The 17,539-nt window shown below is 34.1% G+C and carries 21 protein-coding genes and 1 riboswitch; of the genes, 1 reads left to right on the top strand and 20 read right to left on the bottom strand.

The window, feature by feature from the left end; translation table 11 throughout:
• Positions 1 to 2: 2 nt before the first annotated feature.
• From thiM to JG554_RS04175, 5 genes are all read right to left on the bottom strand, one after another.
• On the bottom strand, positions 3 to 782 hold the full coding sequence (gene thiM, locus JG554_RS04195) for a hydroxyethylthiazole kinase (protein WP_046207793.1): 780 nt from the start codon (positions 780 to 782) through the stop codon (positions 3 to 5).
• Positions 775 to 1,596, bottom strand: a complete 822-nt coding sequence (gene thiD, locus JG554_RS04190) for a bifunctional hydroxymethylpyrimidine kinase/phosphomethylpyrimidine kinase (RefSeq protein ID WP_070039513.1) — start codon at positions 1,594 to 1,596, stop codon at positions 775 to 777. The genes thiM and thiD overlap by 8 nt, the downstream gene beginning before the upstream one ends.
• Positions 1,589 to 2,278, bottom strand: coding sequence for a thiaminase II (tenA, locus tag JG554_RS04185; RefSeq protein WP_046207769.1), 690 nt, complete (start codon positions 2,276 to 2,278; stop codon positions 1,589 to 1,591). The genes thiD and tenA overlap by 8 nt, the downstream gene beginning before the upstream one ends.
• Before the next feature lie 79 nt (positions 2,279 to 2,357).
• Positions 2,358 to 2,455: riboswitch (TPP riboswitch) on the bottom strand.
• Between the two features lie 304 nt (positions 2,456 to 2,759).
• Entirely contained in the window at positions 2,760 to 3,461 is a 702-nt protein-coding gene (locus JG554_RS04180; RefSeq protein WP_046207768.1) for a transglycosylase family protein, read from the bottom strand.
• 448 nt (positions 3,462 to 3,909) lie between these two features.
• On the bottom strand, positions 3,910 to 4,329 hold the full coding sequence (locus JG554_RS04175; protein ID WP_046207767.1) for a single-stranded DNA-binding protein: 420 nt from the start codon (positions 4,327 to 4,329) through the stop codon (positions 3,910 to 3,912).
• 189 nt (positions 4,330 to 4,518) lie between these two features.
• Here JG554_RS04175 and JG554_RS04170 point away from each other — a divergent pair, with 189 nt between their 5' ends.
• Entirely contained in the window at positions 4,519 to 4,959 is a 441-nt protein-coding gene (locus JG554_RS04170; protein ID WP_046207766.1) for a YwpF-like family protein, read from the top strand.
• Positions 4,960 to 5,007: 48 nt separating this feature from the next.
• Here JG554_RS04170 and fabZ read toward each other — a convergent pair whose 3' ends face one another.
• From fabZ to glyA, 15 genes are all read right to left on the bottom strand, one after another.
• Entirely contained in the window at positions 5,008 to 5,445 is a 438-nt protein-coding gene (gene fabZ, locus JG554_RS04165) for a 3-hydroxyacyl-ACP dehydratase FabZ (RefSeq protein ID WP_046207765.1), read from the bottom strand.
• 63 nt (positions 5,446 to 5,508) lie between these two features.
• Positions 5,509 to 6,774, bottom strand: coding sequence for a UDP-N-acetylglucosamine 1-carboxyvinyltransferase (murA, locus tag JG554_RS04160; protein WP_064209846.1), 1,266 nt, complete (start codon positions 6,772 to 6,774; stop codon positions 5,509 to 5,511).
• Positions 6,775 to 6,875: 101 nt separating this feature from the next.
• Positions 6,876 to 7,109 (bottom strand): DUF1146 family protein, encoded by a 234-nt coding sequence (locus tag JG554_RS04155; protein ID WP_046207763.1) that lies wholly within the window; start codon positions 7,107 to 7,109, stop codon positions 6,876 to 6,878.
• A gap of 432 nt (positions 7,110 to 7,541) precedes the next feature.
• On the bottom strand, positions 7,542 to 7,946 hold the full coding sequence (locus JG554_RS04150; RefSeq protein ID WP_019468303.1) for a F0F1 ATP synthase subunit epsilon: 405 nt from the start codon (positions 7,944 to 7,946) through the stop codon (positions 7,542 to 7,544).
• A gap of 18 nt (positions 7,947 to 7,964) precedes the next feature.
• Positions 7,965 to 9,377, bottom strand: a complete 1,413-nt coding sequence (gene atpD / locus JG554_RS04145; protein ID WP_019468302.1) for a F0F1 ATP synthase subunit beta — start codon at positions 9,375 to 9,377, stop codon at positions 7,965 to 7,967.
• A 21-nt stretch (positions 9,378 to 9,398) separates the two neighbouring features.
• A complete protein-coding gene (atpG, locus tag JG554_RS04140; RefSeq protein ID WP_046207762.1) occupies positions 9,399 to 10,265 on the bottom strand; it encodes an ATP synthase F1 subunit gamma in 867 nt (288 codons plus the stop codon).
• A 30-nt stretch (positions 10,266 to 10,295) separates the two neighbouring features.
• On the bottom strand, positions 10,296 to 11,810 hold the full coding sequence (atpA, locus tag JG554_RS04135; RefSeq protein WP_046207761.1) for a F0F1 ATP synthase subunit alpha: 1,515 nt from the start codon (positions 11,808 to 11,810) through the stop codon (positions 10,296 to 10,298).
• A gap of 20 nt (positions 11,811 to 11,830) precedes the next feature.
• On the bottom strand, positions 11,831 to 12,370 hold the full coding sequence (locus JG554_RS04130; protein WP_070039515.1) for a F0F1 ATP synthase subunit delta: 540 nt from the start codon (positions 12,368 to 12,370) through the stop codon (positions 11,831 to 11,833).
• The gene (locus JG554_RS04125; protein WP_026034759.1) at positions 12,370 to 12,897 is read right to left on the bottom strand and encodes a F0F1 ATP synthase subunit B; all 528 of its coding nucleotides are present in this window, start codon (positions 12,895 to 12,897) and stop codon (positions 12,370 to 12,372) included. The genes JG554_RS04130 and JG554_RS04125 overlap by 1 nt, the downstream gene beginning before the upstream one ends.
• Before the next feature lie 97 nt (positions 12,898 to 12,994).
• Complete coding sequence (gene atpE / locus JG554_RS04120) at positions 12,995 to 13,201, bottom strand: F0F1 ATP synthase subunit C (protein WP_002482721.1); 207 nt, start codon at positions 13,199 to 13,201, stop codon at positions 12,995 to 12,997.
• Positions 13,202 to 13,239: 38 nt separating this feature from the next.
• Positions 13,240 to 13,962: a F0F1 ATP synthase subunit A gene (gene atpB / locus JG554_RS04115; RefSeq protein WP_019468297.1), complete on the bottom strand. Its 723-nt coding sequence runs from the start codon at positions 13,960 to 13,962 to the stop codon at positions 13,240 to 13,242.
• Positions 13,963 to 13,989: 27 nt separating this feature from the next.
• Positions 13,990 to 14,340, bottom strand: a complete 351-nt coding sequence (locus JG554_RS04110; protein ID WP_046207759.1) for an ATP synthase subunit I — start codon at positions 14,338 to 14,340, stop codon at positions 13,990 to 13,992.
• Positions 14,341 to 14,495: 155 nt separating this feature from the next.
• A complete protein-coding gene (wecB, locus tag JG554_RS04105) occupies positions 14,496 to 15,626 on the bottom strand; it encodes a non-hydrolyzing UDP-N-acetylglucosamine 2-epimerase (RefSeq protein WP_046207758.1) in 1,131 nt (376 codons plus the stop codon).
• A 22-nt stretch (positions 15,627 to 15,648) separates the two neighbouring features.
• Positions 15,649 to 16,278, bottom strand: coding sequence for a uracil phosphoribosyltransferase (upp, locus tag JG554_RS04100; protein WP_019468295.1), 630 nt, complete (start codon positions 16,276 to 16,278; stop codon positions 15,649 to 15,651).
• Positions 16,279 to 16,294: 16 nt separating this feature from the next.
• Positions 16,295 to 17,533 carry a serine hydroxymethyltransferase gene (gene glyA, locus JG554_RS04095; RefSeq protein WP_046207757.1) on the bottom strand — a complete coding sequence of 413 codons (1,239 nt, stop codon included), beginning with the start codon at positions 17,531 to 17,533 and terminating at the stop codon, positions 16,295 to 16,297.
• Between the last annotated feature and the right edge of the window lie 6 nt (positions 17,534 to 17,539).

Here is a 17,539-nt window from a genome sequence, read left to right as displayed (position 1 = left end):
AGTTACACCTCTTGCTTATTTTGATATTGTATATCAGTTTCAAAGGTCATATTATACAATGCATTTAACAATTCTACTTTAAAACTACCAGGTCCTGCTGAAATTTGTTCAGCTTTTTCTGCAGCGATATTATATAGAGAGACCGCTTCTATTAACGCATTTATAGATGGGGTTTCTGAGTCAACAAAACTTGCTACTATTGCTCCTAATAAGCAACCAGCACCAGTTATTCTTGCCAACAATGGAGATCCGTTAGATAGTTTAAATATGTGTTCATTCTGAGCAATAACATCCTCTTTGCCAGTTATGACAATAGACGTATTAAAGTGTTTGCGTGCTTCTTTTGCAATTGATACTGAATCTAAACTACTATCGCTGTCAGTTCCCTTCATTTTAGTATCGCTATTAATTAACGTTAAAATTTCAGAAGCATTTCCTTTAATAACAGTAACTTTTATTTCATTGAGAAACTTTTTGCAAAAATCTTTGCGGTATTGTGAAGCACCTACAGCAACAGGATCAAATATAATCGGTTTGCCAAGATGATTCGCTGTTTTGGCGATTTTTAAAATATCTTGTTCTCTTTCTTTTGTTAACGTACCAATATTTATTAACAAAGCGTTTGCAGCTGTCAGCATATCATGTGCTTCTTCAGGCGCCTCACTCATTGCTGGACTAGCACCAAGACTTAACAAACCATTTGCAGTAAAATTTTTAACTACATCATTTGTATAACAAATGACAAGCGGTTGATCCGCCCTTAATTTTTCTAAATTATTCATCATCTAAACCAACTTCCTTCATATATGCAAAATGGTTTACTGGACCTCTACCTAAACCAATTTCTGGTGTATGTTTAATACTAAGTGAAATAAATTTCTTCGCTTTTTGAACTGCATCGAACATCGATTTACCTTTTGCTAACTCTGCAGTAATAACAGCTGAAAAAGTACATCCTGTACCATGTGTATGTTTTGTATCATATCTAGGTTCTTCAAAGGTAAACACATCATCTTGTGTAAATAAATAGTCTATAGCTGTATTTTCATCACTTGAATGTCCACCTTTTATAACTACACCCTTGCTACCAATTTCATTGATAAATATATTGCCAGCTTGATAAATCGACTGTTGGTCATTAATTGTAATACCTGTAATTTCTTCAGCTTCTGGTAAGTTGGGCGTCGCTATTGTAGCGTAAGGCAATAAAATATTTTGTAAGTTTGCTTTAGCATCATCATCCATCAAAGAATCACCACTTTTTGCTAACATAACTGGATCGATAACATATGGAATATTGTCGTATTTTTTTAAATACATTTGAATAATCTCCATCATTTCTTTAGATGCAATCATCCCAGTTTTCAAAGCATGTGGTAGTTCATCTGAAAATACACTTTCCATTTGCTCTTCTAACCAATGTGAATCTAGATTATGAATATGTTGTACGCCTTTAGTATTTTGAGCCACAATGCTTGTTATTGCAGCCATACCATATACACCACATGCATGGAATGATTTTAAATCTGCCATGACACCTGCACCACCGGTAGGATCTGTTCCAGCAATCGTTAACGCAATCTTAGGTTTATTCATTATTTTGACCTCCGTATAACCAATTTTCTTGTATATATGCCATATTAAAGAAATTTCGTTCATGTATCGTACTTTGTAAGAAACAAGATTTTATTGCTTCTTTTTCTTCAACTGCAAGATTTTGCGTTAATCGGTCCATTAATTCATCAAAAATATTTACCAATTCATCCATTTCCGTACTATAAAATTCAAACCATTTTGATAAAATTGAGTCTTTATTTAATTCACTGTCTTTCAACGCTTCTTTAGCAATCACTTGATACACATATGGACAAGGTGCCATTGCTGCAATTGTATATGCAGCATTTTCTTTTGAATAGGCATTGAAATACATATGTTTGATATAATGATCTCCACTTGGTGGCCAAACTTTTTCTTGAACGATTTCACTATAGTTTTGTTGTACATATGTTGCTAAGATTTCGTGTGCTTCTACTTCACCATCAACTATAAATTGTATTTGTTCTACTAAAAATTGAACCTCTTCCAATCTACTCATTTTTGGTATTAACAATGCATATATATTTGCAAATTCTTTTAAATAAGAAGCATCTGCTCTCAAATAAAATTTCAAAGCCTCTTCAGAAATCGTACCATGCAACATTTCTTGGATAAATGGATCATTATAGATATCCTCAATAATTGGTTGTGAAGCTTTTTTTAATTCCTGTGAAAATAACAAATTTAGCCCTCCTAATTAAAAAAACTACATCCCACGTAGGAATGTAGTTTATTAATATATATTAGAGCAATTTCCCAAATATTAATGAATGCTACTTTCCTACGTTGGTCTTAACCAAATCAGGTTATAAGGGTCTGAATTTCTCATCTCAGCCATAAGGCTCCCCTAGTAGTTTCTTTATTATGTATTTATATAAAACATATCAAAGTACATCAACTATTGCAATAAAATGGTTTATATAAACCTTCTAGTAATACAAAAACCTTTAATATGATTGTACTCCCAACAGTTATCAACTAAGTTAAATGTACTTATAATTAGCTTTATATACTCTAGATGCACATTATTTATAAGAAAAAATATGCAGGACTTTGGCTATCGTTCATGCATAATTACCACTAACTTAATATAACAATAAAAAGCTGAGACAATTAAATTGTCTCAGCTTTTCCAAAAATAAACTTTATTGTATTTTGTTATATTATGCTGTAACCCATTGTGAAGGGCCAACTTCATCATATAATTTTTGAGCTGCTGCATCTTGAACTGCTTCTGGTGCGTTAGCAGCTGGTTGACCTTGATATTCAGCTGGAGCTACTGAATCCCATGTACTTTGTAAGAATTGGAACTTACCTGAAGCACCTGATGATGGGTTTGTAGCATGAATATCGCCACCTGATTCACGTTGTGCAATTTGTTGTAAGTGTGCATTCACACCTGATGAGCTAGTTGAAGCTTCATTTGAGCTTGATGATTGAGTTGAAGCTTTTGTAGTTGCTTCTTGTTGTGGTTGTTGTGTTTGTTCAGTTTGTGGAGCAGCTTGTTGAGCTGGTTGCTCAGTTTGTACTTCTTGTGCTGGTTGTTCAGTTTGTGCTTGTTGAGGTTGTTCAACAGAAGTTGTTTGTTCTGATGATACATCTTCACTAGAACCTCCACCAAAACTCCATGACCATGTTTGGCCATCTGATTCAAAATTATAATTTGTACCATTATAATTAAAGTTATAGTTATATGCACCCTCTTGTACAGGTGATGCATTTAATTGTTCTGGATTAGATTGTGCTAAGTTTGCTAATTCTGCTTTGTCAACACCTTGTTCAGCTGCGTCTGCTGAGTTTCCTGCTGCAAATCCTGTTACGCCTAAGCCTACTGCTAATGTTGAAGCTAATACTGTTTTTTTCATTTTTAAAAATTCCTCCTATAAGGTAAATAATTTTTTTCGTTATGATTAATTTGCAAGTACAACTATAACATCTTAAAAACAGTAGTAGGTTACAGCCAAATAAAAAAGTACACCTTTTCTTTACATGGTGATTACATTTATAAAATAGAATATAAGCATCATCAACTATGTTGAAAACTGCTATGAAAGTTTATGTGACTATTTAACAAATATAGTGAGTGTAATAAAATTGTAATTTATCAGATTATTCTGTATTATTTCGAGATAAATTTCTACCTTCTTATAAAAGTACATTTTCCTATAAAGTATGTATTTTAGCTATTCCTATTGTCTATTGTTAATTTAATAGACAATAAGAATAGCCTGATAGAAGTATAATTAAATAGTAGGATTAAATATATTAGATTTGATGGGTTAAATTAACGGGGAGTTGGGAGTGCTTGAAATATTATACAATTTCATAAATTTCGTTTTCTTCAAAATCAAATTGACTTATAAGATCTGGATTTTGATCTATTGGAAGTGGATCAAAAAGTGTTTCATCTTCATTTTTAGAACGTGGGGACATAAATTTAATAGTTTCAATAAAAATTTCTGATACAAAATGCATCTGTCCTTCTTTTTCAAATTTTCTCGATTGCATTTGTCCAGTTATACCAACCAATGAACCTTGATTGATATATTTTTCGACATTATTAGCAATTTTTCCGAATGCCTTACAAAATAAATAATCACAAATAACTTTTTGATTTTTATCTTTATAATTTCTTGAGACGGCTACGCAAAATGTAGCTAGTTTATTACCTTCCTTCTCATAAATTTTAGGGTCCTTTGTTAGTCTCCCTACAATGACAATACTGTTAATCATATGTCACCTCCTCTATAAGTAAATCATAAAAAATTCACATGATTCCGTCAAAATACAGTTTTTATAATTTCAAAAAGTAAATGACTACAAAATTCTACTTTTTTCACCTTTATCATAGAAAATTACGTTATAATGATAATATAAATACATTTTATGTAGAGTTTAAATTAATTAAATGGATGTGAGACGATGAAAACATTTAAAGCCGTTCGATTTCAAATCGTATCAGAAAATGGTGGCTTAACTGAGTACGAATTAGAAGATGGTGTCATCATCAATAAGGAAAACAGTGGCACTGGCTGGTTGCTTGAAATCGTCATTTCAGATTATCATTATGAAACTATGAAAACATATATGGATAACGAAACATTATTAGACATACGTGTCGTTATCACTAGACCTGCTAACGATCCAGCTTTATTTGATGCAACCATTAAACATATCATTCAATTAGAAAATACAATTTCTGTTGTTTGTGAATGTCACATTTACACATTAAGACAAGTTTATGCTGAAAGTTTGTTAGAACAATTAATAGATGAAGGTTTATCTGGTGAAGACTTGAAGAAATCCTTTAATAGAATGATGCAATCTAAACCAAGACTGAAGGATGAAAAAGTAGATAAATAAAAAATAGTGTTACAGCCCGTTTAAACAGTCTGTAACACTATTTTTTTATTATTTGTCTTGTAAAGCAAATGTTAACTCACAACTACATGCTAACTGTCCATCTACTGTTGCCTTAGCACTACCTTTACCAATAGGGCCTCTGAGCTTCGTGATTTCAACTTCTAAGCGCAAAGTATCTCCAGGTGTTACTTGTTTTTTAAAACGACATTTATCGATACCAGCAAATAGTGCAAGTTTTCCCTTGTTTGCTTCGCTATTTAACATAGCGACTGCACCTGTTTGTGCTAAAGCTTCAGTAATTAATACGCCAGGCATTACTGCATATTCTGGAAAATGACCTTGAAAGAATGGTTCATTACCTGAAACTTGTTTAATTGCTACACATCGTTGACCTTCATCGTATTCTACAACACGATCAATCAATAAAAATGGTTGCCTATGTGGAATAATCTCTTTTATTTGGTTGTAGTCAAAAATTGTTTCCATAATTTGCTTCCTCCAACTTTACTTCTCTCTGTTTCCAATTTATTAATATAATATATTATAACATTAATCTTGTATTCTTTTGATGTCAGCACCTAATGCCTTTAATTTACCATGCAAATCAACATACCCTCTGTCTAAATGCTTTAGTTCAGTAACATATGTTGTTCCTTCAGCTACTAGTCCCGCTAAAATAAGTGCTGCTGCTGCACGTAAATCCGTTGCTTTTACTTGAGCGCCTTGAAGTTGACTTTTACCTTCAATTTTTGCACTTCTTCCTTCAACAGTGATTTTAGCATTCATTCTTTTAAATTCACCGACATGCATGAATCGATTTTCAAACACAGTTTCCGTTACTACTTTATGTCCATTTGCAGTTAATAATAACGCCATCATTTGTGATTGCATGTCTGTAGGAAAACCAGGATGTGGAAGTGTTTTGATATCTACCGGTTTCAATTCGTTTTCAGCACTTACACGAATAGCATCATCAAGGTATTCTAGATTAACTCCCATTTCTTCTAATTTATAAACTAGACTCGTCATATGTTCTTTGATTGCACCGTTAACTAAAACATTTCCTCTTGTAATTGCACCTGCAATTAATAATGTACCTGCTTCAATTCTATCAGGTATAATTGAATGCTCGACGCCATACAAGGCTTCAACACCTTCAATCGTAATGGTGTCAGTACCAGCACCTAACACATTTCCGCCCATTTCATTAATATAATTTGCTAAATCAACAATTTCTGGTTCACGTGCGACGTTTTCTAAAACAGTTTTACCTTCAGCTAATGAAGCAGCCATGATAATATTTTGAGTCGCACCTACGCTTGGAAAATCTAAGTGAATCGTTGTACCTTTCAATCCGTTAGTAGTGTTTGCGTATATAAAACCACCATCCATATGGATTTCAGCACCTAGTTCTTCAAAACCTTTAATATGCTGTTCTATCGGTCTTGAACCAATTGCACAACCACCCGGTAAAGCAACTTTGGCATGACCTAATCGTGCTAGTAAAGGTCCCATTACAAGTATACTTGCTCTCATTTTACTTACATATTCATATGGTGCTTCTTCATTTAATTGTTTTGTTGCATCTACTGTAACTTCTTCTTGTTCTTTATTATAAGAGACCTCAGCATTTAATGTAGATATTACATTATTAATTGTTTCTACATCACTAAGTGCTGGTACATTTTTTAATTTGCTCACGCCTTTTGATGCTAATAGTGATGCTGTTAATACTGGTAATACTGCGTTTTTTGCACCCGAAACTTTCACTTCACCAGTTAATTTTTTACCACCATTAATTTCTATCTTATCCATCTTAAATCCTCCACTTAACTACTTATATATTGCCTAAAATTTTTATTCAAACTTACTATTAAATTATATCGATAATCATACGTAATATACAATTATTTGAATTATTGTACCAAATATTTTATTTGTGTAGAAAATTGTAATAAATCTACAATAAAATTACTGACCGAAGTTCCAATTAATATTGCTAAAAATATCATACAAATTTGAACTTGTACTGGAAAACCTTTTTTAAAAAATTGCTCTAATCTCACTGCATTCAATGCCCAATAAGCAATACAAATACAAAGGACATGTAGTATGAGATGTACAATTGAAAATTGTCCTAAATATTCCATAAGCCATTCTCCTTGATAAACACTATTTATATATTTTACACGAAACACTAAACAAAAGATACTTAATAATTAGATTACTGACTTTTAAATAATAAGCGTCAATTTAATATTATTTTCCCATTATATATATCATGTATGCATAACTATTAAAATTAAATATTTTTACTTACTTTACTTCTAAACGATTAAAAGTATATGTGAAAGTAAAACTTTTACTTTTTATTCATACTACACTCATAAATCTTTAGTACATTATTATAATTCACTTGTGATTTAAGAAAGTTACTATAATCCATATTTTGAATTAATGTTTCATTGCTAAATTAACGCTAAAAATTTAATTTTGACATGTTTAATTAGAAAAGAAAAAGTCGACAAAGTAAAAACTTTGTCGACTTTTTTAGATATTCGTCATAGTATATCTTTTATTCATTATTGTAATTGAGCGACACGAAGACGGTTATTAGCACGATCTAATGCGCGTTTGGCTCTATTTATGTCACTGCTATCTTCTTCATTGTTTAAATGAGATTCTGCTCTTGACTTAGCTAATTCTGCTCTAGCAACATCAATTTCATTCGCAGGCTCTGCAGTTTGAACAATGATTGATAATTTATCTTGTCTTACTTCAACAAAACCTTCACTCACTGCAATATATTCTGAACCACCGTCAAAATTAATTTTGGCATAGCCAATTTCAAGTGCTGCAACTGTTGGAATATGTCCATACATGACACCGATTTCTCCAGCAGTAGTTTGTAAAACTGCCAGAGTGACATCTTCTCGGTCGTAAACAGAACCATTAGGAGTGACAATATTTAGGCTTAATGTATTCATTATCCATACCTCCTAATTTTAAACTTCAACACCCATATCTTTAGCTTTTTCAATTACTTCATCCATGCTTCCAACTAGACGGAATGCATCTTCTGGAATATGATCGTAATCACCATTTAATATTGCTTTGAAGCCTTCTACTGTTTTTTGAACAGACACATAAGATCCTTTTTGCCCAGTAAATTGTTCAGCTACGTGGAAGTTTTGAGATAAGAAGAACTGAATACGACGCGCACGTTCTACAGTTTGTTTATCCTCTTCCGAAAGTTCATCCATACCTAAAATAGCAATAATATCTTGTAATTCTCTATATTTTTGTAAAGTAGATTGTACCTCACGTGCTACTTCATAATGTTCTTGACCAACAATTGATGGATCAAGGGCTCTAGAAGTAGATGCTAATGGGTCAACTGCAGGATAAATACCCATTTCAGTTAATTTACGCTCTAAGTTTGTAGTTGAATCTAAGTGCGCAAATACTGCAGCTGGTGCTGGGTCGGTATAATCATCGGCTGGCACGAATACTGCTTGAATTGACGTTACAGATCCTTTAGTTGTAGAAGTAATACGTTCTTGTAATTGTCCCATTTCCGTTGCTAATGTAGGTTGATAACCAACGGCTGAAGGCATACGTCCTAATAGTGCAGAAACTTCTGAACCGGCTTGCGTAAATCTAAAGATGTTATCGATGAATAGTAGAACATCTTGTCCTTGTTCATCACGGAAATACTCAGCCATAGTTAAACCAGAAAGTGCTACACGCATACGAGCACCAGGTGGTTCGTTCATTTGTCCAAAAACCATCGCTGTCTTTTTAATAACACCACTATCACTCATTTCAAAGTATAGGTCATTACCTTCACGAGTACGTTCACCTACACCAGCGAACACTGATATACCACCGTGTTCTTGAGCGATATTATTGATCAATTCTTGGATTAATACAGTTTTACCAACACCTGCACCGCCGAATAATCCAACTTTACCACCTTTAATATAAGGTGCTAATAAATCAATAACTTTGATACCTGTTTCTAATATTTCAACTTTCGTAGATAATTGATCAAATGCAGGTGCTTCTCTATGAATTGGATCACGACGTACTGAGTCATCTATGTCTTCATCTAAGTCTATCGTATCACCTAATACATTAAACACTCTACCTAACGTTTCATTACCAACTGGAACGCTAATGCTGTTTCCGCTGTCTCTTACTTCTGTACCACGTTTAACACCATCAGTTGAATCCATTGCGATTGTACGTACTACGTCATCGCCAAGTTGTAATGCAACTTCTAACGTTAATTCAACAGTACCTTCTTCTCTTTCTATATCGAGAACTAAGGCATTATTAATTTCTGGAACTTCATTGTGCTCAAAGCGAACATCAATTACTGGACCCATAACTTGTGTTACACGGCCTAATCCCATGCTATTTTCCTCCTTTAATCATTATTCAAGTGCAACTGCGCCACCAACAATTTCAGTAATTTGTTGAGTGATTGCTGCTTGTCTCGCTCTGTTATATTCGATAGATAAATCATCAATGATATCTGTCGCATTATCAGATGCATTTTTCATAGCCGTCATACGTGTTGCATGTTCACTTGCTTTTGCATCTAAAATCGTTCCATATATTAAACTTTCAACATATTGAGGTAAAATGACACTTAAAATTGCTTCTTTGTCTGGTTCAAATTCATATGAAGACATTTGACCATGTCCTAAGCTTGAATCTTCTGGAGACAATGGAAGCACAGTTTTCATCGACGGTGTATTTTCTAAAACACTGACGAAATGACTGTAATAAATTTTCACCTCATCCACAATCTCATCGTTATACAAATCTATTGCTTTTTTAGCAATTGCTTGTATTTCTTTAAATGAAGGTTGATCAGGAACTTCTGTTAAAGAATCATGAATGTCATATCCTTTATTTTTAAGAAAATCAACACCTGTTTGGCCTAAAACTAAGATGGAATATTCATCACTACTACTATGTTTGCGTTCAATATCTTTCATTAGATGTTTCAACACATTCGCATTGTATGCACCCGCAAGGCCTTGGTCACTAGTAATTACGATATAACCACTTTTCTTCACTTCTCGTTGTTGTAACATTGGGTGATGTGAATTTTTGTCCGCTCCAGCAACAGCTGTAATTGCATCTTGCATTTTAACCATATATGGTCTGAACTGATTCGTATTTTTTTCAGCACGACGCAATTTCGAACTAGAAACCATGTTCATTGCTTTCGTAATCTGTTTCATCTTTTTTGTTGATTTTATTCGTGTATCGATTTCTTTAAGAGATGCCATTATCTCACCACCTTTTATCTACATTAACTATTATGCTTCTTCTGATTTGCTAAAACTCTTCTTGAATTCATTAATCGCTGATTCAAATGATTCATCATTAGGTAAAGCACCCGTCGTTTTGATTTCATTTAATAAATCAGATGCATTCGATTTAGCCCATTGATTCAACTCGTCTTCAAAACGTGTGATATCAACTACAGGGATATCATCCAAATGTCCTTTTGTTAAAGCATAAATAATTAAAACTTGATTTTCTACAGGTAGTGGTTTGTTTTTATCTTGTTTTAATATTTCAACTGTACGTTTACCACGTTCTAATTTTTTAGCAGTAAATTCATCTAAATCAGATCCAAATTGCGCGAATGATTCTAATTCACGATATGATGCTAAATCTAGACGTAAAGTTCCAGCAACCTTTTTCATTGCTTTAATTTGCGCAGAACCACCGACACGTGATACTGATTGACCTGCATTAATCGCTGGTCTTACACCAGAGAAGAACAAGTCAGATTGCAAGAATATTTGTCCATCAGTAATAGAAATTACGTTTGTCGGAACGTAAGCGGCAATGTCGCCTGCTTGTGTCTCAATAATAGGTAATGCTGTGATTGAACCGCCACCTAAATCATCATTTAGTTTAGCCGCTCTCTCTAATAATCTACTATGTAAGTAGAATACATCACCAGGATAAGCTTCACGGCCTGGAGGTCTACGTAATAATAATGATAGTTCACGATAAGCTGCTGCTTGTTTTGTTAAATCATCATAAACGATTAAAACATCTTTGCCAGCAAACATGAATTCTTCAGCCATTGCTACACCAGAATATGGCGCGATATAAAGCATAGGCGCTGGATCTGCTGCTGAAGCAGAAACAATAATTGTATAATCTAATGCACCTTCTTGACGTAATTTTTCAACATTTGCACGTACAGTTGAATCTTTTTGTCCAATAGCAACGTATATACAGATCGTATCTTGATCTCTTTGGTTCAAAATCGTATCAATGGCAACCGTCGTTTTACCTGTTTGACGGTCTCCGATGATTAATTCACGCTGTCCACGGCCGATTGGTACAAGCGCGTCAATTGCTTTTATACCAGTTTGTAATGGTTCATCTACAGATTTACGATCCATTACACCAGTTGCTTTCTTCTCTACAGGACGTGTTTTTGTAGTATTGACTGGTCCTTGACCATCAATTGCTTGTCCTAATGGGTTAACGACACGACCAAGTAACTCCTCACCAACTGGAACTTCCATGATACGTCCAGTTCGTTTTACTTCGTCTCCCTCTTTAATATCCGTGTAAGGCCCTAAAATTACTACACCGACATTGGATTCTTCTAAGTTTTGTGCTAAACCTAGAACGCCGTTATTAAATTCAATAAGCTCACCAGCCATAACGTCATTTAATCCGTGGATTAAAGCGATACCATCACCAATTTGCAGAACTGTACCTACATCAGTAACAGCCATTTCTGACTCATAATTTTCTATTTGTGAGCGAAGTAATGCACTGATTTCTTCAGCTTTAATGGCCATCTATGTCACTCCTTCGATTTTTATTTCACTCTAATAAATTGCTTTTCAAGTTTGGCAAGATCATTTTTAATACTTGCATCCATCACTTTCGTACCAACTTTAACTCGGATACCACCGATAAGATCTGGATTTATTTCATTTGTAATCATTAGTTTTGATAGTTTTGTGCGCGATCTAATAATTGAATCAATACTTGCTATTTCATCCTCAGATAGTTCATACACCGATTCAATAATCGCAAAGTCTTGATTGTGATACGCATTATATAAAGTTTCAAAAGCTAAGAATATTTCATGTGTATATGTAAGGTGACGATTACTTGCAAGCACCATAAACATATTTTGTAAATATTGATGTGCGTGTCCAAAAATAATAGCAACAAAACGTTGGCGTTGTGCTACATCTTTTTGTGGGTCTGTATCTAATTCTTTTAATTTTCCTACTTCAGGTCGCACTGCTTCGTCAATTGTTGAAAACTCTTCATACATTTGATCAAGTAACGCTTTTTCTTTAGCAGTATCAAATAACGCTTTTGCATATTTTTTTGCTACATTAGCCATTATTTATCGCCTGCCTCTTTAATGTACTTTTCAACTAATTCTTTTTGATCTTTTTCTGAAATTTCTTTTTGCAGTACTTTTGAAGCAATGAGTACGGAAAGCTCAGAAACCTGATTATTAATATCTGCAAGTGCGCGTTCTTTTTCACTATTAATTTCATTTTGTGCTGTTTCAATCATGCCATTAGCTCTAATATTGGCTTCATGAATAATTTCTTCGTGTTGTTTACGGGCTTGTATTTTAGATTCTTCTAAAATCTTATGAACCTCTTCTTGTGTTTCTTTTAGTGTTTGTTTGTTTTGTGCTTCTAATTTTTGAGCATTTAATTTAGCTTGTTCAGCATCGTCGATATCTTTATTGATATCGCGTTCACGTTTGTCCATTACTTCTTTAAGTGGGCCCCATGCAAACTTTTTCAAAAGTAAGAGTAATATGGCGAATGTAGCAATCGTAACAATGATTGTTCCCCATTGTACACCACCGCCACTAGCCGCACCTAGAACGAACATATTAGTCGTAGCAGTCACTTTCATAGACACTCCTTTCATCCAGTATAATCATAAGGTATTTTGATAAAAACGAACGGCGAGAGCCTAGAAGACTTCGCCATAAAGACTAGTTTACTTATAGTGACATGAAAGCGATAACTACACCTATAATTGGTAGCGCCTCAACTAATCCGATACCGATAAACATAATACCCATTAATTGACCACGTGCTTCTGGTTGACGAGCGACACCTTCTACTGTTCTTGAAACGATAAGACCATTACCAATACCTGCACCAAGTGCTGATAAGCCGATTGCGATTGCTGCTGCGATTAAATTCATTTAAAAATCCTCCTAATTTGTTCTTTTTATTTTTTAATTTAATGACTCTTTTGTACTTTATGTGACATATATACCATCGAAAGCATTACAAATATATATGCCTGAATCGTACCGATAAAAATTGAGAACCCTTGCCATACGATTAGGCCAGGTAATCCAATTAACCAACCCCATGCTGGGAAGTCGAATACTAAACCTGCTAATAATCCTAGTAATAATTCACCTGCAAAAATATTTCCGTAAAGTCGTAGTCCTAGCGTCAATGTTGAAGTGAACTCTTCAAACACATTGATAGGCAATAGGAATATCGGCTTTGTATAATTTTGAAAATACCCTTTAGTGCCAACCATTTTAACCCCATAATAATGTGTTAATAATATTATAAGCGTTGATAATGTTAATGTCACAGTTGGATCGGCTGTGGGAGATTTCCACCACAGGGTGTGTCCCGAAATTAATTGGAACGGTAAACCGAGCATATTACTAACAAATATGAAAAAGATTAATGTAACGGCTAAGAAATGGAACTGACCGCCTTTTGACCAAGCCATGTTACTTTCGATAATCCCTCTTACGAAATCAAAAACCCACTCGATAAAGTTTTGTTTGCCTGTTGGACGTTTCTTGAGGTTACGTGTACAAATAATAGCTATTACAAAAACAATAAACGCCGTAATCAACATCATCATAATCGATGATAGATTAAACACGATGTCTAGACCGAACACATTCCAACTGACTAGAGGGTCTTTATGATCCATGCTTTCTCACCTCTTTCATTATAAAATTTATTTCTTGTGTAAAAATGGTTTGAAAACAATTAAAACATAAGAAATCATTAAACCAACAACTACTCCAAAAATGTTTATATGGTCCTTATAAAAATACCATGTCGTACAAGCTAATATCACAACCAAATATCTCCAAATGTTGCCCGTTGAAATATGTATGTTATCCTTTTCTTTTGCTTCCGCCAAATAATATTCAAAAGTAAAAGTATTGATTAGCGATCCGATCATTCCAATTATAAGACCTAATATAAATGCAGAGTATGTGAAAATAAACACAATTACAAGTACAATAATACAATATATATAGTATTGCATGTACTGTTTAAAAATGATGTTGAAACGTTTCATTTCAGTGCCTCGCTTCACCTTATCTTTCTTATATGAAAACCATTCCAATCATACAATTTTAATAATAATATAGGGTACTTTACGTGTCAATTCTATTCAAATTGTAATTCAATTTTTTACAAGAATGTCACAAAAATGACACATAAATACAAAAATCATTTGAAAGAAGAAGGTTTTTTATCAATTAAACCAAAAAAATATTTAATATTTTGACAAATTCTATATGATGCATTGCCGTCTCCATATGGATTTTGAGCTGTACTCATGATCTCATACAAATTTTCGTTATCTAATAGTTCTTTGGTTGCTGCGAATATATTCTTTTCATTTGTGCCTACAATTTTTAATGTACCTGCCGCTACACCTTCTGGTCTTTCTGTAACATCCCTCAAAACGAGTACTGGTTTACCTAAAGAAGGCGCTTCTTCTTGTACACCACCAGAATCAGTTAAAATTAAATAAGACTGATGTGCAAAATTATGAAAATCAACAACTTCTAAGGGTTCTACAAGCTCAATTCTTGTGTGATTTGATAAATAATAATCTGCAATTTCTCGTACTTTAGGGTTTTTATGTATTGGGTAAACGACAACAACATCCTCGTATGCTTCGACGATATCTCGTACTGCTTTGAAAATATGTGCCATTGGTTCCCCAATATTTTCTCGTCTATGCGCAGTGAGTAGAATAATTCGTTTATCTTTGTGTTTGGCTATAATTTCTGATTGATAACCATTATGAATTGTCGTTTTCATTGCATCAATAGCAGTATTACCTGTTACGACAATTGAGTCTTCTGGTTTGTTTTCAGCAATCAAATTATTTGCAGCATTATTGGTAGGAGCAAAGTTTAAATCGGACATTACTCCTACCATTTGTCTATTCATTTCTTCAGGAAATGGAGCATATTTATTCCAAGTTCGCAAACCAGCTTCGACATGTCCGATTGGGACTTGATTATATAATGCTGCAAGACTTCCAGCAAATGTACTCATGGTATCACCATGAACAAGTATCATATCTGGTTTCGCTTCTTTTATAACATCCTCTAATCGTACGAGTATGCGTGAAGTTATATCAGACAATGATTGTCCCTGCTTCATAATGTTCAAATCATAATCAGGTGTGATGTCAAAGCTTTTCAACACAGAGTCTAACATTTCTCTATGTTGTGCCGTCACTACAACGATTGGTTGTAATTCAGCGTCTTTCTCCAATTCTAAAACGAGTGGTGCCATCTTTATAGCTTCAGGCCGTGTCCCGAATACAGTCATAACTTTTTTCATACTACTCCACTCCTGGGTCAAACTATTTTGTACCGAATAAACGGTCACCAGCGTCACCTAATCCAGGTGTAATATAAGCATGGTCATCTAATTTCTCATCTAATGCTGCGATATAGATATCGACATCTTCATGTGCTTCTTGTAATTTTTCCACACCTTCTGGTGCTGCAATTAGACACATAAATCTGATATGCTTGGCGCCACGTTTTTTAAGTGAATTAATCGCTTCAATTGCGGAAGCACCAGTCGCTAGCATTGGATCAACTACGACAATTTCTCTTTCTTCAATATCTTGTGGTAATTTCACAAAATACTCAACTGCTTCTAGCGTTTCAGGATCTCTGTATAAGCCAACATGACCTATTCTTGCTGCCGGCACAAGATTTAAGATACCTTGTGTCATGCCAAGACCTGCTCTTAAAATGGGAATAAATGCTAATTTTTTACCAGTTAAACGCTTAGCTATCATTTTAGTAACAGGCGTTTCAATTTCTACATCTTGTAACTCTAGATTTCTAGTCACTTCGTAAGCCATTAACATGCCTACTTCATCTACGAGTTCTCTAAATTCTTTTGTACCTGTATGTACATCTCTAATGTAACTTAATTTGTGTTGAATAAGTGGGTGATCAAAAACATGTACGTTGCCCATAATTACTTCCTCCAATTTAATTATATAAAGGATGTTTCGTAGTTAATGCTTTAACTCTTTCTTGTCCTTCTTTTAATGTTGTTTCGTTTTCAGGATCTTTTAACACTAAGCTTATAATTTTAGCTACTTCTTCAAATGCCGCTTCATCAAAACCACGTGTAGTAGCTGCTGGTGTACCAAGTCTTAAACCACTTGTTACAAAAGGTTTTTCTTGATCAAATGGTATTGTATTTTTATTACAAGTAATACCTATTGAGTCAAGGGCTTCTTCTGCTACTTTACCAGTAATATTGACTGATCCTTTTACATCTACGCATACTAGGTGATTATCAGTACCGCCAGATACTACTCTAAATCCTTCTTTATTTAGTGTATCAGCTAATACTTTTGCATTTTTAATAACTTGTTGCTGATATGTTTTAAAATCATCTTGTAGTGCTTCACCGAACGCTACTGCTTTGGCAGCAATAACATGTTCTAAAGGGCCACCTTGAATGCCTGGGAAGATTGTTTTGTCAATTTGCTTTTTGTATTCTTCTTTACATAAAATCATTCCACCACGAGGGCCACGTAATGTTTTATGTGTTGTTGTAGTTACAAAATCAGCATATTCTACTGGACTTGGGTGTAAGCCTGCAGCGACTAATCCAGCGATATGAGCCATATCTACCATCAATTTAGCGCCTACTTCATCAGCAATTTCTCTAAAACGTTTGAAGTCTATTGTTTTTGAGTATGCAGAAGCCCCAGCAACGATTAACTTAGGTTGGTGCGCTTTTGCTACTTTTAATACTTCGTCATAGTCTATTTGTTCGCTTTCTTTGTCGACACCATATTCGACAAAGTTATAAAATTGACCACTAAAGTTTACTGGCGCACCATGAGTTAAGTGCCCACCATGACTTAAATTCATACCTAATACAGTATCTCCGTGTTCTAATGCCACGAGATAAACAGCCATATTTGCTTGTGAACCAGAATGTGGTTGAACGTTAACATGTTCTGCACCAAATAATTGCTTTGCTCTCTCAATAGCTAATGTTTCAGATACATCGACATATTCACAACCACCGTAATATCTTCTGTTCGGATAACCTTCAGCATACTTATTAGTTAATACTGAACCTTGAGCTTCCATAACTGCTTCCGACACAAAGTTTTCTGACGCAATTAACTCTATATTGTTATTTTGACGGTTGAACTCGTTTTGAATCACTTCATAAATTTCTTTATCTTGATCTTTAATAAATGACATTAGTAA

The organism is Staphylococcus sp. 11-B-312 (assembly GCF_016743055.1).
Taxonomy (GTDB): domain Bacteria; phylum Bacillota; class Bacilli; order Staphylococcales; family Staphylococcaceae; genus Staphylococcus; species Staphylococcus ureilyticus.
The sequence above is the reverse complement of the archived record's forward strand: the minus strand, read 5'-3'. Positions and strand labels throughout refer to the sequence as shown.

What these genes read in the sequence shown, in the direction of transcription:
- thiM (WP_046207793.1), bottom strand. Translation starts at nt 782, where the DNA reads ATGAATAATTTAGAAAAATTAAGGGCGGATCAACCGCTTGTCATTTGT.
- thiD (WP_070039513.1), bottom strand. Translation starts at nt 1,596, where the DNA reads ATGAATAAACCTAAGATTGCGTTAACGATTGCTGGAACAGATCCTACC.
- JG554_RS04180 (WP_046207768.1), bottom strand. Translation starts at nt 3,461, where the DNA reads ATGAAAAAAACAGTATTAGCTTCAACATTAGCAGTAGGCTTAGGCGTA.
- JG554_RS04175 (WP_046207767.1), bottom strand. Translation starts at nt 4,329, where the DNA reads ATGATTAACAGTATTGTCATTGTAGGGAGACTAACAAAGGACCCTAAA.
- JG554_RS04170 (WP_046207766.1), top strand. Translation starts at nt 4,519, where the DNA reads ATGAAAACATTTAAAGCCGTTCGATTTCAAATCGTATCAGAAAATGGT.
- fabZ (WP_046207765.1), bottom strand. Translation starts at nt 5,445, where the DNA reads ATGGAAACAATTTTTGACTACAACCAAATAAAAGAGATTATTCCACAT.
- murA (WP_064209846.1), bottom strand. Translation starts at nt 6,774, where the DNA reads ATGGATAAGATAGAAATTAATGGTGGTAAAAAATTAACTGGTGAAGTG.
- JG554_RS04155 (WP_046207763.1), bottom strand. Translation starts at nt 7,109, where the DNA reads ATGGAATATTTAGGACAATTTTCAATTGTACATCTCATACTACATGTC.
- JG554_RS04150 (WP_019468303.1), bottom strand. Translation starts at nt 7,946, where the DNA reads ATGAATACATTAAGCCTAAATATTGTCACTCCTAATGGTTCTGTTTAC.
- atpD (WP_019468302.1), bottom strand. Translation starts at nt 9,377, where the DNA reads ATGGGATTAGGCCGTGTAACACAAGTTATGGGTCCAGTAATTGATGTT.
- atpG (WP_046207762.1), bottom strand. Translation starts at nt 10,265, where the DNA reads ATGGCATCTCTTAAAGAAATCGATACACGAATAAAATCAACAAAAAAG.
- atpA (WP_046207761.1), bottom strand. Translation starts at nt 11,810, where the DNA reads ATGGCCATTAAAGCTGAAGAAATCAGTGCATTACTTCGCTCACAAATA.
- JG554_RS04130 (WP_070039515.1), bottom strand. Translation starts at nt 12,370, where the DNA reads ATGGCTAATGTAGCAAAAAAATATGCAAAAGCGTTATTTGATACTGCT.
- atpE (WP_002482721.1), bottom strand. Translation starts at nt 13,201, where the DNA reads ATGAATTTAATCGCAGCAGCAATCGCAATCGGCTTATCAGCACTTGGT.
- atpB (WP_019468297.1), bottom strand. Translation starts at nt 13,962, where the DNA reads ATGGATCATAAAGACCCTCTAGTCAGTTGGAATGTGTTCGGTCTAGAC.
- JG554_RS04110 (WP_046207759.1), bottom strand. Translation starts at nt 14,340, where the DNA reads ATGAAACGTTTCAACATCATTTTTAAACAGTACATGCAATACTATATA.
- wecB (WP_046207758.1), bottom strand. Translation starts at nt 15,626, where the DNA reads ATGAAAAAAGTTATGACTGTATTCGGGACACGGCCTGAAGCTATAAAG.
- upp (WP_019468295.1), bottom strand. Translation starts at nt 16,278, where the DNA reads ATGGGCAACGTACATGTTTTTGATCACCCACTTATTCAACACAAATTA.
- glyA (WP_046207757.1), bottom strand. Translation starts at nt 17,533, where the DNA reads ATGTCATTTATTAAAGATCAAGATAAAGAAATTTATGAAGTGATTCAA.